The sequence below is a fragment of the Bacteroidia bacterium genome (assembly GCA_037045145.1).
GTDB lineage: Bacteria > Bacteroidota > Bacteroidia > AKYH767-A > OLB10 > OLB10.
In genome coordinates this window covers 354435-369902 of record JBAOIA010000011.1, presented here as the reverse complement: position 1 = coordinate 369902, position 15468 = coordinate 354435, and the positions used below count along the sequence as shown (strand labels likewise).

General features: G+C 38.6%; 13 protein-coding genes. 8 read left to right on the top strand and 5 right to left on the bottom strand.

Features of this window, described 5'->3' with window-relative positions:
* Nucleotides 1-286: 286 nt before the first annotated feature.
* From V9G42_02480 to V9G42_02460, 5 genes are all read left to right on the top strand, one after another.
* Nucleotides 287-3070: a T9SS type A sorting domain-containing protein gene (locus V9G42_02480; protein ID MEI2758283.1), complete on the top strand. Its 2784-nt coding sequence runs from the start codon at nucleotides 287-289 to the stop codon at nucleotides 3068-3070.
* Entirely contained in the window at nucleotides 3067-4347 is a 1281-nt protein-coding gene (locus tag V9G42_02475; GenBank protein MEI2758282.1) for a hypothetical protein, read from the top strand. Before V9G42_02480 ends, V9G42_02475 begins: the two co-directional genes overlap by 4 nt.
* Nucleotides 4301-4627 carry a T9SS type A sorting domain-containing protein gene (locus tag V9G42_02470; protein MEI2758281.1) on the top strand — a complete coding sequence of 109 codons (327 nt, stop codon included), beginning with the start codon at nucleotides 4301-4303 and terminating at the stop codon, nucleotides 4625-4627. The genes V9G42_02475 and V9G42_02470 overlap by 47 nt, the downstream gene beginning before the upstream one ends.
* Before the next feature lie 254 nt (nucleotides 4628-4881).
* Nucleotides 4882-5718, top strand: coding sequence for a dienelactone hydrolase family protein (locus V9G42_02465; GenBank protein ID MEI2758280.1), 837 nt, complete (start codon nucleotides 4882-4884; stop codon nucleotides 5716-5718).
* 84 nt (nucleotides 5719-5802) lie between these two features.
* Nucleotides 5803-7899 carry a SurA N-terminal domain-containing protein gene (locus V9G42_02460; GenBank protein MEI2758279.1) on the top strand — a complete coding sequence of 699 codons (2097 nt, stop codon included), beginning with the start codon at nucleotides 5803-5805 and terminating at the stop codon, nucleotides 7897-7899.
* A 213-nt stretch (nucleotides 7900-8112) separates the two neighbouring features.
* On the opposite strand, the gene purQ is transcribed toward V9G42_02460, so the two are convergent.
* Entirely contained in the window at nucleotides 8113-8805 is a 693-nt protein-coding gene (purQ, locus tag V9G42_02455) for a phosphoribosylformylglycinamidine synthase subunit PurQ (protein MEI2758278.1), read from the bottom strand.
* Nucleotides 8806-8886: 81 nt separating this feature from the next.
* Here purQ and V9G42_02450 point away from each other — a divergent pair, with 81 nt between their 5' ends.
* Both V9G42_02450 and V9G42_02445 read left to right on the top strand, forming a co-directional pair.
* A complete protein-coding gene (locus tag V9G42_02450; GenBank protein ID MEI2758277.1) occupies nucleotides 8887-9174 on the top strand; it encodes a YdeI/OmpD-associated family protein in 288 nt (95 codons plus the stop codon).
* A gap of 35 nt (nucleotides 9175-9209) precedes the next feature.
* Nucleotides 9210-10574, top strand: coding sequence for an MFS transporter (locus V9G42_02445; protein MEI2758276.1), 1365 nt, complete (start codon nucleotides 9210-9212; stop codon nucleotides 10572-10574).
* Between the two features lie 43 nt (nucleotides 10575-10617).
* On the opposite strand, the gene V9G42_02440 is transcribed toward V9G42_02445, so the two are convergent.
* Together V9G42_02440 and V9G42_02435 are read right to left on the bottom strand one after the other, a co-directional pair.
* On the bottom strand, nucleotides 10618-11355 hold the full coding sequence (locus V9G42_02440; GenBank protein ID MEI2758275.1) for a CpsB/CapC family capsule biosynthesis tyrosine phosphatase: 738 nt from the start codon (nucleotides 11353-11355) through the stop codon (nucleotides 10618-10620).
* Between the two features lie 101 nt (nucleotides 11356-11456).
* Nucleotides 11457-12722 (bottom strand): ATP-binding protein, encoded by a 1266-nt coding sequence (locus tag V9G42_02435; protein MEI2758274.1) that lies wholly within the window; start codon nucleotides 12720-12722, stop codon nucleotides 11457-11459.
* Between the two features lie 404 nt (nucleotides 12723-13126).
* On the opposite strand from V9G42_02435, the gene V9G42_02430 reads away from it, so the two are divergent.
* Nucleotides 13127-13324, top strand: a complete 198-nt coding sequence (locus V9G42_02430; protein MEI2758273.1) for a hypothetical protein — start codon at nucleotides 13127-13129, stop codon at nucleotides 13322-13324.
* A 6-nt stretch (nucleotides 13325-13330) separates the two neighbouring features.
* Here V9G42_02430 and queG read toward each other — a convergent pair whose 3' ends face one another.
* Nucleotides 13331-14257 (bottom strand): tRNA epoxyqueuosine(34) reductase QueG, encoded by a 927-nt coding sequence (queG, locus tag V9G42_02425; protein MEI2758272.1) that lies wholly within the window; start codon nucleotides 14255-14257, stop codon nucleotides 13331-13333.
* A 7-nt stretch (nucleotides 14258-14264) separates the two neighbouring features.
* Nucleotides 14265-15299, bottom strand: coding sequence for a Holliday junction branch migration DNA helicase RuvB (ruvB, locus tag V9G42_02420; GenBank protein ID MEI2758271.1), 1035 nt, complete (start codon nucleotides 15297-15299; stop codon nucleotides 14265-14267).
* Nucleotides 15300-15468: the final 169 nt, after the last annotated feature.

Sequence of the window (15468 nt, the reverse complement as noted above, 5' to 3'; positions counted from 1 at the left end):
TCTCATATTTTAATACAATGAACCGCTTTAAAAATATACGCATAGAAGGAAAACATGGTAAACCCGTAGTGGCTGATATGTAAATTCTTTTTGATGCTTTTGGGGCTTTTTGTTTTCAAGATGGTCTCCTAAATAATTTTCAACAAATGTTCTTTTTGTGCTAAATTTTTTTTCATTAACTATTCGTTTTCTGATAATATTATATTTACTTTGAGGGAATAAACAGAATACAGATCTAAAATAAAAAATTGCGGTAATAAAAGAGAAATAACAGATGTTAAAACATGTGGCTATACCTATTTTGTTTTTTGTGTTAGTAATAACTGCAAGTGCTGTTGATGCCCGTCAAAAAACATTTTATGCAGTTGCGGCTCAAACGTATGTTTCTGAGTTGGTGGACAGCCATAGCCTCTATGCAGACACTATTTATGTAAAAGACTTTGTAGCATTAATCGTAGACAGGTCTGCCACCTTCACCCACTGCACCTTAGTTATGGGTTCGGGCAGCAGTATTGTTGTTAACAGCGGCATATCCGTCACCGTTACTCACAACACGCTGTTGTACTCCTGCCCACAAATGTGGCAAGGCATCACGCTGCAGCCTGCTGCCAAACTGATGATGGAGGGCAGCACCCTGAAAGATGCTCAAACGGGTATTATGGCTCAAAATGGCAGCCGCTTTGATATTGTAAATTCAAGGATAGTGGACTGTGTGACGGGCATTGAAACTGCTGCCACAGGCCTGATGGGTCAAACCACTGGAACGGTAACAGGCACAGAGTTTGGGCTGGTAAACTTAGCGCTGAAAGGCGAATATAACACACAACCACAGCATGGCAAGGTTGGAAGAGCCGGCATGCTGATAAATGACTTAGCCGCCATAACCATTGGCAATTATAACATGAATGAAAACCTGTTTCATGATCTTAATTTTGGCATTGAAATACACAACAGCAATGTGGATGTTGTTAACTGCCGTTTTGAGAAGATGACAACAGACTATGTTTATGCGCAGCAGCCCTATTTGGTACAGGCACCTTTCGGGGCAGCCATAACAGCAAGAAGGACGAATGATTTCAAGTACAATTTAAATGTCAGCCCATTGACCAATGGAGGCACCACAATAGATAATGCCAATTACGGTATTTATACCAATTTTTATAGCGCCACCATTAAAGGAATATCAATGAAAAATGTTGCTGTAGGAACAAAGTCTGAGGAATCGCATTCTAAATGCAGTGTAGTGGTGATGCAGTGCAATATAGAAGCCTTTTATAAAGGAATAGACTGGGTGGATAATGATGGTGCCTCGTTGATGCGAGCAGAGGACAATACAATAGTAGTGGAGCGTAAAAACCAGTATTCAAAAGGCGGCATGTGTATTAGTATGAATGAGTTTGTGCAGGGTAATAATGCCAACTATCAGATTGTAAACAACAATCATTTGGAAACAAAGGGCACGGCCACAGGCATATTTGCCAGAGGAGTAGAAAATGCAAGTGTTAAAGACAATTTGATATTTACCAATTTAAGCCAACAGCCTACATCCGGTGCCAGTGGAATGGTGTTTGAGAATGGCAGCATGAATGGTGTTAGCTGCAATGCTGTTACCAATACCATACCGCATAGCAACATAAAGACCGTAGGCATGTTTGTGAGTATGAGTACAAACAACAAAATTAATTGTAATAATTTTGGAACCAATTTGGTGCAAGGCAGCACAGGGCCATATAGAGGGATGAGTTTTGCAGGAGAATGTGACGTGTTTAATGATGTTGCCGGCAATGTGATGACAGAATGTGTTGAAGGTTTGTATCTCAACAACGTATCACGCATAGGGCAGCAAATACACAGAGGCAATGTGTGGAATAACCCACAGATTGGAAATACTACGGCTATTAATCAGAATACTTTTAATAACAATTATTTAAATTCAAGAATTCGGTATAATCCAAATTCCGGAACTGCCTATTATCCTAATACAATTTCTCCCCCATTATGGTTTGACCCTGATATTTCGACCAGTGACTTTACCAGTTGCGGTACTCAGGTATGCAATACAGCAATAACCGGTGGTGGCGGAGATGAGGAGCATTTGAAGCTGGTAGCCCGCGACAGCGCCATATCATTTGATTACAGAGACGAAAACCTGAATCAGGCGCAGAGCAACCTCTATGCCTTGTTGCAGGAAGATTCGCTGCTGCGGACAAGCGACTCTGTGTTTCAAAATTTTTATGGCAATAAACAAACCGTAGCCATTGGGCAGTTGCAAGCAGTTAAAGAGAGCATGAGTGCAGCCAACCGTTTTACCCCCATGCAGGAAGCAACACTTGCCCTGGCCGACATCCTGATAAAAATTATGATAGACAGCATTGCCGTGTTAGACAGCCTGTATGCAACCGACAGCATTAGCGGATATAGTACACAGCGCGAGAATTTAATAACAACATTAAACACGCTGAATGTAACCGTGGCAACTCTTTTGCAGCAGCATGATGCAATGGCAGACAGCACATATAATGCAGCAGCATTAAAAAACAGTGCCGTGTTGCCGGCAGAGCTGCCTGAAATAAACCACAAGCAGGTGAATGAAATGATATTGCAATATAAAGAAAACGGACAAGGCAGCATCAGCAGTAATTTTGCAGCATTGTTTGCCATTGCACAGCAATGCCCCTACTCAGGCGGCCCGGCAGTGTATCAGGCAAGGGCATTGCTTGAAAAAATAAATGATACCCTTGAATATTATGATGATGCTGTATGTTTGCAAAGCGGCATTTACAGATTAATGACAACGGATGTAAATAGCATTGCTGTTGCTTATGACTATAAGCTGATACCCAACCCTGCATCGCAACAGGTGACGGTAGCATTGAATTTCACCAATGAAGAAGCTGTAAATTTTGAGATACGCAATGTGTTGGGTGCAAAAATTAATGAGTTTGTGATAGATAAGGGAATAAAGTCAATAGTCATATCGGTGAACAACTATGATCAGGGCATTTATTTTATCAGACTGCGCAAAGACGGACTTACACTGAACACTAAAAAACTGATTGTCATCCAATGAAAAAGAAGGTAATCAGTCTATTGCTGCTGTTCATTGCATCAGCAAGTTTATTCGGGCAAGGGTATAATCATAATTTTTTAATTGGATATGATTTCGCTTATCCCCCATGGGGCGTAAATTCTGATAAAGGAATAATAAAAATTGACACCCTCAACTTTAATGTAATAGGTTTGTCGAGAAAAATGAAATTTCAAGGTGCACAGGCAAATATTGCCAATGCCAACGGTGATATTTTATTTTATACAAACGGTTGCTGGATAGCCAATGCAATGGAAGATACTATGCCAAATGGAGCGAGAATAGCTACGGATGTTATAGATTCTATATGGTGTAGTACAGCAGGAATTCAATGGGTTCAATCCAGCTTGATATTGCCCATGCCCGATGACAGCAACAAGTATGTGCTTTTTCATCATGGTAGCAGTTATGTTAATCCGCCAAATGATTTGCCGCTGATATCTTATTACTCGGTTATAGATATGAGTTTGGATAATGGTCTTGGCGATGTTATTCCCGGCCAAAAAAAAATAACGCTTATTCAAGATACCCTACTGCCGGGTTTTGCAGCCTGCAGACATGCCAACGGCAAAGACTGGTGGGTGTATATTCTTAAAGGTAACAGCAGTATGATATATAAGGTTCTATTAACCAATCAGGGAATAACAAATATATCAACACAGAATATAGGTGTATTACACATAACAAATGAAGCGCAGAAATGCTTTTCACCTGACGGGAAAAAGTTTGCATATAGATACCATGCCGGTGTAATGGGTAATGTTGTTAATGAGGTAAGGGTTTTTGACTTTGACCGGTGCACAGGAAACTTCAGCAATCCACGAGTTGTATCTTGGCCCAGCCTATACGGTGGCTTGGGATTGGCTTTTTCGTCTAATTCAAAATATCTTTATACGGTTTCGGATTTTGATACTATCCTCCAAATAAATACAGACACATCAAACATGCAGGCAAGCATGACAGTGGTGGCCATTAATGATGGCTATTATTCGCCTCCGGGACAGACACTTTTTCAAACCGGTTTCTGGACCACGTATCTTGCGGCTAATGGCAAAATACTCATAAGTTCAGGAAGTGGTGTCGTTGATTTACATTACATTAATTATCCTGACAGTGGCGGCCTTGCCTGCGATGTGCATTTGCATGATTTGCACATGCCGTGTTTTACATTTAGAAGTAACGTGAACCACCCCAACTACTACTTAGGGTGCGATACTACGCAAACCAACTTGCCCTTGTTTAATAACGGGTGTAAATGATTTATCACCACCCGATTTTAAATTTAGAGTATATCCTAATCCTGTAACTAACGGTGTGTTGAATATTGGTTATTTGCTGCCGCAATCCGCCAGTGGCGGAAAGAGCGGTTTGTTTGAGATGGTTGATGTAACAGGCAAGGTTGTTTTTAAATATACGCTGCCACCGTGGAGCAATGAGCAGGCTTTTAAGTTACCAGATTTAGCCAATGGGGTTTATAATTGTGTGATATGGAGTGATGGGAAGAGGGTGAGCAGAAAGGTGGCGGTGATAAGGGAATGAGGTTTTTTAAAGGTTAAGAAATTGAAGTATTTAAGTAAAAAAAATAATGATATAGATACAACCTGTTTTTTTTCTTATTTTTAAATACAGAGTGTACACTATACTTTACCTGTACGTTTTTCATTGATAGTGCCTGATAAAGAAGAGAAAAAGCATAAAAAATAGATTAATAGCATCAATTTTGAAACAGCTGTCAAAACTTCATTGACAGCTGTTTTGTTTTTTTGTAAATTGTGCTCTCATATTTTAATACAATGAACCGCTTTAAAAATATCCTCATCAATGGAAAACACGGCAAACCTGTTGTGGCCGATATGTTTTTCAATGGCAACAAAGACCCTATGCCTGTAATTATTTTTGCTCACGGCTTTAAGGGATTCAAAGACTGGGGACCGTATGATATGATTGCAGAATCGTTTGCTCATGCAGGATTTGTCTTTATCAAATTTAATTTTTCGTTTAACGGAACTACTCCCGATAACCCGACTGAGTTTGCAGACCTCGAAGCCTTCGGACAAAATAATTTTACCAAAGAATTAGATGACCTTGATGTTTTATTGGACTGGCTGTGGCAGCATCCGCAAAAAGAGCGTTTCGATTTAAATACTATTTATCTCGCAGGACACTCTCGCGGAGGAGCTATCTCAATAATCAAAGCTTCAGAAGATGGTCGTATCAGCAAGATTGCATCATGGGCATCGCCTATTGAGTTTGGTAAGTATATTTCTCCACAACAGCTTAGTTTGTGGCAGCAGGCAGGAGTCATTTATATTGAAAATGCACGAACCCATCAGCAAATGCCGCTCTACTATCAGCTTGCTGAAGATGCCATCAACAATGCGCAAAGAATAAATATTCATAAGGCAGTAAAACAGCTTTCAATACCTCATTTAATCATTCATGGAACAGAGGATGAAACAGTAAGTTTTAGTGATGCTTTAGTCATGCATTCATGGAATACACGAGCCTGTCTGACACCAATAGCCTCGGCAAACCATAGTTTTGGTGCCGAACATCCTTATGCCGGACAATTATTGCCACCTCATTATCAGCAAGTTGTAAACGAAACAATAGCGTTTTTCAGAGCCTGATATCTCTAAAAATTTCGTTTTATTTATTGCTTTTTCAGTTGTATATTCGCCCCCTCATTTTTAAACCCCCTTTATTAAGACATTATGGCTATTATTGGAAAAATAAGAAGTAAAGCCGGCCTGCTCATAGGTATCATCGGATTAAGCTTAGTAGCATTTATCCTTGGCGACTTGCTCACTTCTAACCGCTCATTCATTCAGGGAAACACCACAACAGCAGGTGTCATTGGTGGAAAGAAAATCTCTATTCAGGATTTTGAAGCCAAAGTTCAGCAGAATATAGAAAACTATAAACTCAGCCAGGGTAAAGATCAGGTTGACCAACAGACAACAGACCAATTGCGTGATCAGACCTGGGGACAGATGCTTAACGAAGAATTAATAGGCAAACAAATTGCTAAAACCGGATTGGTTGTAAGTAGTGATGAATTGTTTGATATGGTTCAGGGTAATGACATTCACCCTCAGATAAAACAAGCATTCAGCGACCCTAACACCAAGCAGTTTGACAAGAAAAACGTAATCCAGTTTTTGAAAAATATGGATAACGATCAGACTGGCCGCACCCGTGCACAGTGGGTTAACTTCGAAAACAGCATTAAAGAAGAAAGACTCAATCAGAAATATTTCGACCTGATTAAAAAAGGACTTTATATAACCACTGCTGAAGCCAAGCGCGACTTTGAAGCAAAGAACAAAACAGAATCGGCTCGTTATATCATGCTAAACTACAATACCATTGCCGACAGTACTGTAAAACTTACTGATGCCGATTTGCAAAAAGCATATAACGAGAATATCAAAAGCTATGAGCAGCCAGAAGAATCGCGAAAACTTGATTATGTGACTTTTGATGTTGTTCCATCTAACGAAGACAGAACGGTGGCAGAAAAATATATTACAGACCTTGTTCCTGCATTTGCTGCAAGTACAGACGACTCATTGTTTGTAGCTCAGAACTCTGATTTTCCCGTTGACAACAGCTACCATAAAACAGGCACACTTTCTCCTGCTATTGAAGCACAAATGTTTTCAGAAGTTGTAGGTTTTGTATCAGCTCCGTATATGGAAAACAATGCCTACTATGTTGCAAAATTAGAAGGCACAAAAATGCTTCCTGACTCTGTTCAGGCACGTCACATTTTATTTAAGACAGAAGGAAAAGATTCATTACATGTAAAAGCAACTGCCGACAGTATTTATAATCTGATAAAAGGAGGTGCTAAATTTGATCAGTTTGCTATGCTTTCTGAAGATCCGGGCTCTGCCATTAAAGGTGGTGACCTTGGCTGGTTTAAACCCGGAATGATGGTTCCTGAATTCAACGATTTTTGTTTTGACAATAAAAAAGGCTCGTTAGGAGTGGTAAAAACAAATTTTGGTTATCATATCATTGAAATCACAGATCAGGCAGGCATGTCAAAAAATGTCAGAGTTTATGTTGTTGGACGTAAAATTGAAGCCAGCTCCAAAACCTATCAAGGTGTATTTGCAAAGGCAAATGATTTTGCAGCAAAAAATAACAATGGCGACAGCTATACTAAAGCCGTAAAAGACGAAGGATTGAATGCCCGCAACATTGAAAGTTTAAAAGAAAATGACAAAACTGTTCCCGGCCTTGACAATGCACGTGAGTTGATACGATGGGCATATAAAGCCAAAAAGAACGATGTTTCAACACCATTTGAATTGGGTGATAAATTTGTGGTGGCACATTTAATGCAAATAAAGCCGGAAGGTACATTGGCACTTGAAGATGTTAAAGAGCAGGTAGAAGTTGCAGCACGCAAAAACAAAAAAGCAGAAATGCTGACTGAAAAAATCAATGCAACCGGTGCAGCACAAAGTCTTGACGGATTGGCTTCAAAGCTAAATACACCGGTACAGACGATGGAAAACGTTACATTTAATTCACCCTACATTCCAAACCTGGGTGCAGAAATGAGTGTTATAGGAACGATGTTTGGATTAGCAAAAGATAAAGTGAGTAAACCTATAAAAGGCGAGCAAGGTGTTTTTGTTGTTCAGGTTACAGATGTAAAAGAGCCACAGGCTCCTGCTAACTTTAGTGAAAGTAAAACTCAGGCAGAGCAACAATTACAAAACCGTTCGCAGTACGAAACCTTTAATGCTTTGAAAGAAAAAGCAAAGGTTAAAGACTACAGAGGTAAGTTCTATTAGTAATTGTAAAAAAGATTTTACTTAAAAAAATAAGGGCTTCGGAACAATAATCTTCGAAGCCCTTAATATTTTTGTGGTGTGAATAAAGAGAAAGTCATATTGTGGTTCAAAAGGTTGGGGCTGGCAGGATTTTTATTTTTCCTGATTAAAGGTCTGATATGGCTTGCTATTTTCTATGGGGCAGTAGAGTGGTTCAGATAAAGCAGCCAAAACTCAGGCATCAACATAATTGAGAATAGATTTAAAAATTCCAAGTCCATCTGTATTACCCAATAAAGGGTCTGCAGCACGCTCAGGATGTGGCATCATTCCAAAAACATTTCGTTTTTCATTACAGATACCTGCAATATTGTTTAAGGCTCCATTGGGATTAGCAGCTTCTGTTACATAGCCATTCTCATCGCAATAACGGAAAAGCACCTGATTGTTCGATTCTATCTGATTTAATGTAGCTTCATCTGCAAAAAAACGTCCTTCGCCATGGGCAATGGGTATTTTAATGGCTGCGCCAATTTTTAATGATGAGGTAAGAATGGTTTCGTCAGTCTCGGCTTTTATAAAAATATTTTTACAGATAAATTTATGACTGAAGTTGTGTAGCAATGCTCCCGGCAGAAGTTGCGATTCGCATAAAATCTGAAAGCCGTTACACACGCCTAAAACATATCCGCCTTTTGCAGCAAACTCCATCACTTCCTGCATGATTGGCGAAAAACGGGCAATGGCACCCGAACGCAGGTAGTCACCATAAGAAAAGCCTCCGGGAAGTACAATAAAATCACATCCGCGAAGCGAATGTTCTTTATGCCATAATTTTTCTACCGGTTGTTTCAATATGTTGCGCAACACATAAACCATGTCTTCATCACAGTTTGAGCCAGGAAATACAACTACACCAAATTTCATTTTGAATAATATTTCTTATGGCAAAAGTAACGATAAAATTAAATAATTTAGTAGCCATTAATATTGCAACACTAAATTACAATGAGTACAAAAATTGCTGACGGCATATTGCATGAAGTAACAGATGATATTCAGAAAGCTTTGGCATCACAAACCGATTTAGTAACAAAATGGAACAGCCTTACGCCTATACAGCGCAATGAATGGATTTGCTGGGTTACCATTGTGAAAAAAAGCGAAACAAGAGTAGAGCATATTGAACGACTGATTGAAGATCTGCAAGCCGGAAAAAGGCAACCTTGTTGCTGGCCGGGTTGTCCGCATAGAAACACCAATGCAGCCAAGTGGTTTAAGAAACCAACCAAATAATATCTGACAAACACCCAAAACTAAATCAAACCTCTATGAAAGCAAAAGCCACGAGCCTCCGCTCCGGCATCTCTCTTGCAGAGAATGCAACTTTGCGTTACATCATTTTTATTGCCTTGTATTTTTCGCAAGGTATTCCCGAAGGTATTACGTTATTTGTTATTCCTGCATGGATGGCCATGAATGGCAAAAGTGCAGTAGAGATTGCTTCATACAGTGCTATTGTACTTATTCCGACAAGTATGAAAATATTATTGGCTCCCATGATAGAAAAATACACCTACCTTCCAATGGGGCGCAGAAGACCGTGGCTTTTGTTCGGACAGTTTGGAATTTTATGCAGCGTAGTGTCACTTTCATTTATCCATAATCCACTCGATAATATTTCCATAATTACAACCGTAGTGCTTTTTGTACACATTTTTGTTATGTTTCAGGATATAGCAACTGATAGTCTGGCCATTGATATTGTTCCTTTAGAACAACAAGGCAAAACCAACAGTTTTATGTGGGGCGCAAAGACTGTCGGTACCTCGGCATCATTCTTTTTTGGCAGTTGGCTTACCAATAATTATGGATTTTCAGACGCAGTTTTGTTGATGTCAATACCTGTTTTGTTGATTATTTTTATTCCCCTATTGACAAGAGAGCGTAAAGGAGAAAAGTTACACCCCTGGTCAAAAGGAGAAACATCAGCAGCTACTGCTTTAATATCCGTTGACAGTTGGGGAAAACTGTTTAAATCTTTCAAACAGGTAGTGATGTTACGAAATGTATTGTTGCTGCTGACCACAGGTTTTCTATTGATGGCTGCTATTCACTTTATGAGGACGATGCTGCCGATTTTTACCATTCAGGAATTAAGTTGGACCAATGTTTATTATTCTAAAATTTATTCAACTTCAAATTTACTGGGTGGTATTGCAGGAATGATTGTTGGTGCTTTTGTGATTCAGAGGTTTGGTGTTATCCGATTGATGCAGGGCAGCCTTATTCTAATAGTTATTCTTGCCATAACGATGACTATGATTCCCACACTTTGGTCTGATACCACTTTTGTTTGCACCTACATTGCTTTACTGTGCACCTTTTTTACACTCACCAACATTGGCATCCTGGCATTGGCCATGCAGCTATGCTGGAAACGTATTTCGGCACTTCAATTCACTCTATGTATGACCATTTATAATTTAGGGCTGGCAGCAGGTGCAGCTTTTTTAGGAACAATGCGTGTACATTTTTCCTGGCAGGTGTTGTTTGCTGTATTTGCAATGATGATGATTTTTGTGATGATTATACTGATGCAGATTAAAACCAAAAAACATTCTGAAAGAATAGATCAGTTAGAGCAACAATATTTGGCAGTGGTGCAGAAAGAAGCAAGTCTGTTAACGCAATAAAATCAAATCACGTAGAATACAAAGCAGAAACAGCAACGTTAAGTTACAAATGCTTGTTGAGTAAATTAAACTCCAGCAGTTTTTTAAAAGATTTTTCTTTTACTGTTTTGTGTAGCGCATTGATGTGTTTAATAGCATGTGTATCGGTGCCAATCAAATCTACCCATTCTTTTTCAATCAGCTTTTCGGCAGTACGTTTGGCATCGGGGCCGTAGTAGCCGGCAAGAGAGTTAACATTGATTTGCAGCAACACACCCTGATCGCGGAGGCTGCCATAAAAATCAAAATTATTTCCCCAAAACGGATAGCGTTCAGGATGTGCCATGATGGGTTTGTAGCCCAGTACCTGCATTCTGAAAATTACTTGCAATAAATTATCGGGTGCGTTTACATAGCTGATTTCAAAAAGCAGATGGTTGTTATTGCCAATGGTCAACAACTTTTCTTCTTCTAGCTTATGTATAAATCCATCGTCAAGATAATATTCGGCTGCTGCCTCAATGGTTACAGGAATATTTTCTGCCTTTACTGCCTTTCGCACATCTTCAAGCCCTGCCATAATTATTTCGGGCGTATTACGATAAAAATCACTCATGATGTGCGGTGTAGTAATGAGCTTTGTATAACCTAATGAATGTAGTTCTTTTATCAGTGCAAGAGAGTCTTCAATGGTTTTAGCTCCGTCATCAATTCCGGGAATAAGATGACTATGCATATCGGTTTTAACTGCCAGAAAGTTGGCTGCAGTATTATTTTCTTTGCGTTTAAAAAAGGAGAACATAATTTATTTCCTGTAATTATAACAACAAAAGTATAAGAAAATATTGCAACTTACATTGCAATGTGCAATGTATCAGAGATCTTCATGCCGCAATATAGTTTTTATTCAACAGGTAAGGTAATAATAAATTCCGTTCCTTTTCCTATTTCGGAAATCAGATTGATGTCGCCCTTCAGGTTTTGGATGATATCTCTGCAGATACTTAAACCAAGCCCTGTACCTTCACCGTCAGGTTTGGTTGTAACAAAAGGTTCAAAAATTTTTGTTTGCAGTTCTGGAGCAATGCCCATAGCATTGTCTTTAATGTGCAGATAAATTTTTTTATTTACATTCTTTGTGATTAGCTGTAATTCCGGCTGATAATTTTCGTTAACAGGATAGTTTTTTTTCCTTTCGTTAAGTGCATAAAAAGCATTATTTACAATGTTCAGAACAACACGACCAAGATCCTGAGCATTGGTGTTGATCATGGGCAGCTGTTCGCTATAGCTTTCAACAAGGTTACATTCAAAACCCAATATGTTTGACTTTATACCAGCTGTTGCCAGATAGACATATTCTTTACAGATGGTATTTACATTGGTAAGTTCAAAATCACCTTTATTTTCGCGGCTGAAGGTAACTATGCGTTTAATGATGCGGCTGGCACGCATGCCATGTTGTTTAATCTTGTCAATATTACCGGCAACTTCGCGCAACAATGCTTCCTTTTCTGAAGTGCTGGTTGTGCTTTTTATATCACTGATCATTTCTCCACTCAGTTCAGCAAAATTATTGACAAAGTTTAACGGGTTTTGCAATTCATGCGCAATGCCGGCAGATAACAAACCTAAAGAGGCTAATTTTTCCTGTTTAATCAGCTCAGTAGTTCTGACCTCTACATCATTTTTTGCTGTTGCCAATTCTTTGTTTAGTTTGTCCAACCTTTGTAGAAATGCTTCTTGCTTTAACCGATTTTGCAAATACATTTTTTGATACAGGGCAATCAAAATACTATTAAAGACATCATGATGTTTGGAAATAACAGCTAAAAATTCTTGTCTGTTTATTTGTAACAAGGCTACATCATCTGCTGCAACAGCCGAAAACGGATACACTCCATCAGATAAAATACATTCTTCACCAAAACAATCATTAGTAAATTGTTTTAACAATTCAACTTCGGTATCAACTATTGAAATGGTACCTTTCTCGATGAAAAAAATTTTATTTGCTTTATCACCTGAGTTGAAAATAGTTTGGCCTTTTTTGAATGGTGCAGAAGTGCTGATGGTAGAAAGTAAATGTATCAATTCAGCAGATAAATTTTTCAAAAGATCAACTTGAGCTAACGTTGTTGCAATTTTATTCAAGCTTCTGACTGCCATATAGAAAGAGGTGTAAATGTAATATAAAATAAACAATATAAACAACAATAGTAATTGCGCATGAGCACATTTAATTTATGATATTAATCATGCTTATTAAAAAAAAATACCGTGTAGTGAGTATAGTTAAATGGCTGAAAAAAGCAACAGCTAACTTTTTGCAACTATATTTTTATAAAGATGCTAAGTCAAAAAAGCAGATTGGAATCAATGCGATGAAAAGTGTCATAACTGAGTGTGCCAGATTTTAAAAAAGGCAGAAATACAACCGATAGAGATTTTATGTAGCTGAAAGCTATGCAATTAATTTTTTAACCCAATTATTACAATAATTCGCCAAACGAAAGGTTTTTATTAATGTTTAGTAAAGTATATTAGCACTGTAATTTTAATCTATGAAACCAATGTACGAATACACCAAAGAAATTCTTACCAAGGTGAGTTTTGATAAAAAGCTATTCAAAAAAGAATTGGTTAAAGCTATGCGATGGCTGAAGAGTGATGAAAAAAAGATGCTTATGGTTTGGTGTCTGGCCACTTTCGGTCATAAATACTCTGATGTGCTGACAGAAGTTTTCAGAAAGGTTACACATCAGGGATAGTTTCTGTTATTTTTTCTGATTTAAAAAATCAAGGTTTCGCATCATACCTTTAAAGCCTGTACGGTTTAAGGCAGAGTCTTTAAATTTTTCTTTAAAAATTTCTTCTGTTAGTTCTTCCCAGTCATTTTGATTCATCTCAAGTAATTCATGATTTGCTTTTAGCTCTTCATGCTGATGGGGTTTTGCAAAACGATTCCAGGGACATACATCCTGACAAATATCGCAGCCAAACATCCAGTTTTTAAATTGGTTTTGGAAAGACACAGGAATTTCATTTTTTAATTCAATCGTAAAATATGAAATACACTTACTGCCATCAACAACATGAGGCATGACAATAGCATCTGTAGGGCAGGCATCAATACATTTTGTGCAAGAGCCACAGTAATCTTTTATTGGAGCATCGGCATCGAGTTCAATATCAAGAATCAGTTCTGCAATAAAATACCAAGAGCCTGATTTTGGATTTATAAGATTATTATTTTTTCCAATCCATCCCAATCCACTTTTGCGAGCCCATGCTCTGTCTAATACCGGTGCAGAGTCAACAAAAACACGTCCATCAATTGCTCCAATATGCTGTCGCATGAGTTCGAGTAGTTGATACAGTTTTTCTTTAATTACAAAATGATAATCTGTGCCATAGGCGTATTTTGAAATTTGCGGTGCCTGTGGATTTTGTTTTTTTTCCGGATAGTAATTAAAAAGTAAAGAGATGACACTCTTGGCTCCTTCAACTAATTTAGTTGGATCTAAACGCTTGTCGAAATTGCGTTCCATGTACGACATTGTGCCATGCATGTTTGCTTTAAGCCACTGTTCGAGTCGTGGTGCTTCTTCTTCCAGAAAACCAGCTTTAGAGATACCGCAATGTGAGAAGCCCAACTTTAATGCTTCGGTTTTAACCCATGCTGTTGTCTGGCTTCGGTTCATTGTTTTTTTAAGACTCAGAGTCAAACAATGTGCCTTTCTGCTTTAAAGACTTTTTGCCAAGATGTTTAAAAGCTTTTTCTGTTGCTTCACGACCTCGTGGCGTTCGCATTAAAAAACCTTCCATTATTAAAAAAGGCTCATACACTTCTTCAATAGTGCCGGCTTCTTCACCAACAGCGGTAGCAATGGTGTTGAGCCCTACAGGCCCACCTTTAAATTTTTCTATAATGGCATTAAGTATTCTGTTGTCCATTTCGTCCAGACCGTCAATGTCAACATTGAGTGCCTGAAGCCCGTAGCGTGCAATTTCAATATTTATGGTTCCGTTACCTTTTATCTGAGCAAAATCTCGAATACGCCTCAACAGCGCATTAGCAATACGAGGGGTTCCACGGCTTCTACGGGCAATCTCAAAAGCCGCTTCTTCGTCAATAGCAGATTTTAGAATAGATGCAGAGCGCATTACAATGTCTTGTAACAATCGTGCATCGTAATATTCAAGTCGCGAGTTGATACCAAACCGTGCACGCAATGGTGATGTAAGCAATCCCGAACGGGTAGTAGCACCGATGAGTGTAAAAGGATTTATTTTAAGCTGGACAGAGCGTGCGTGAGGTCCGCTTTCAATCATAATATCAATTTTATAATCTTCCATTGCAGAATAAAGATATTCTTCCACAATAGGACTTAAGCGGTGAATCTCATCAATAAACAAAACATCGTTGGCTTGCAAATTTGTGAGCAAGCCTGCAAGGTCGCCCGGTTTGTCAAGTACAGGCCCTGACGTAACTTTTATTTTTACGTTAAGCTCGTTTGCAATAATGTTGGCTAATGTAGTTTTGCCCAAGCCCGGAGGGCCATGCAGCAAAACATGATCAAGTGCTTCGCCACGCTGTACTGCTGCCTTCACAAATACAGTAAGGTTTTCTGTTACCTTACGTTGTCCTGCAAAATCATCGAAGCTTAGCGGTCTTAATGCCCTTTCTATTTCCTTTTCGGCAGTACTTAAATTTTCACTTGCCGGATCAAGATTTTTATTGATACTCATGTACCACAAAAGTAAAATTTTTGGGAGACATGGAAAGACTGTGATTATCTCAATTTTTACCACACATTGAACAACAACAAGTGACCGGTCTTTCCAACACTTTGAAATTTATCAGTCATTCAAAATAATATGGCGAAAAGATAAATGGAGAATAGTATGGGAT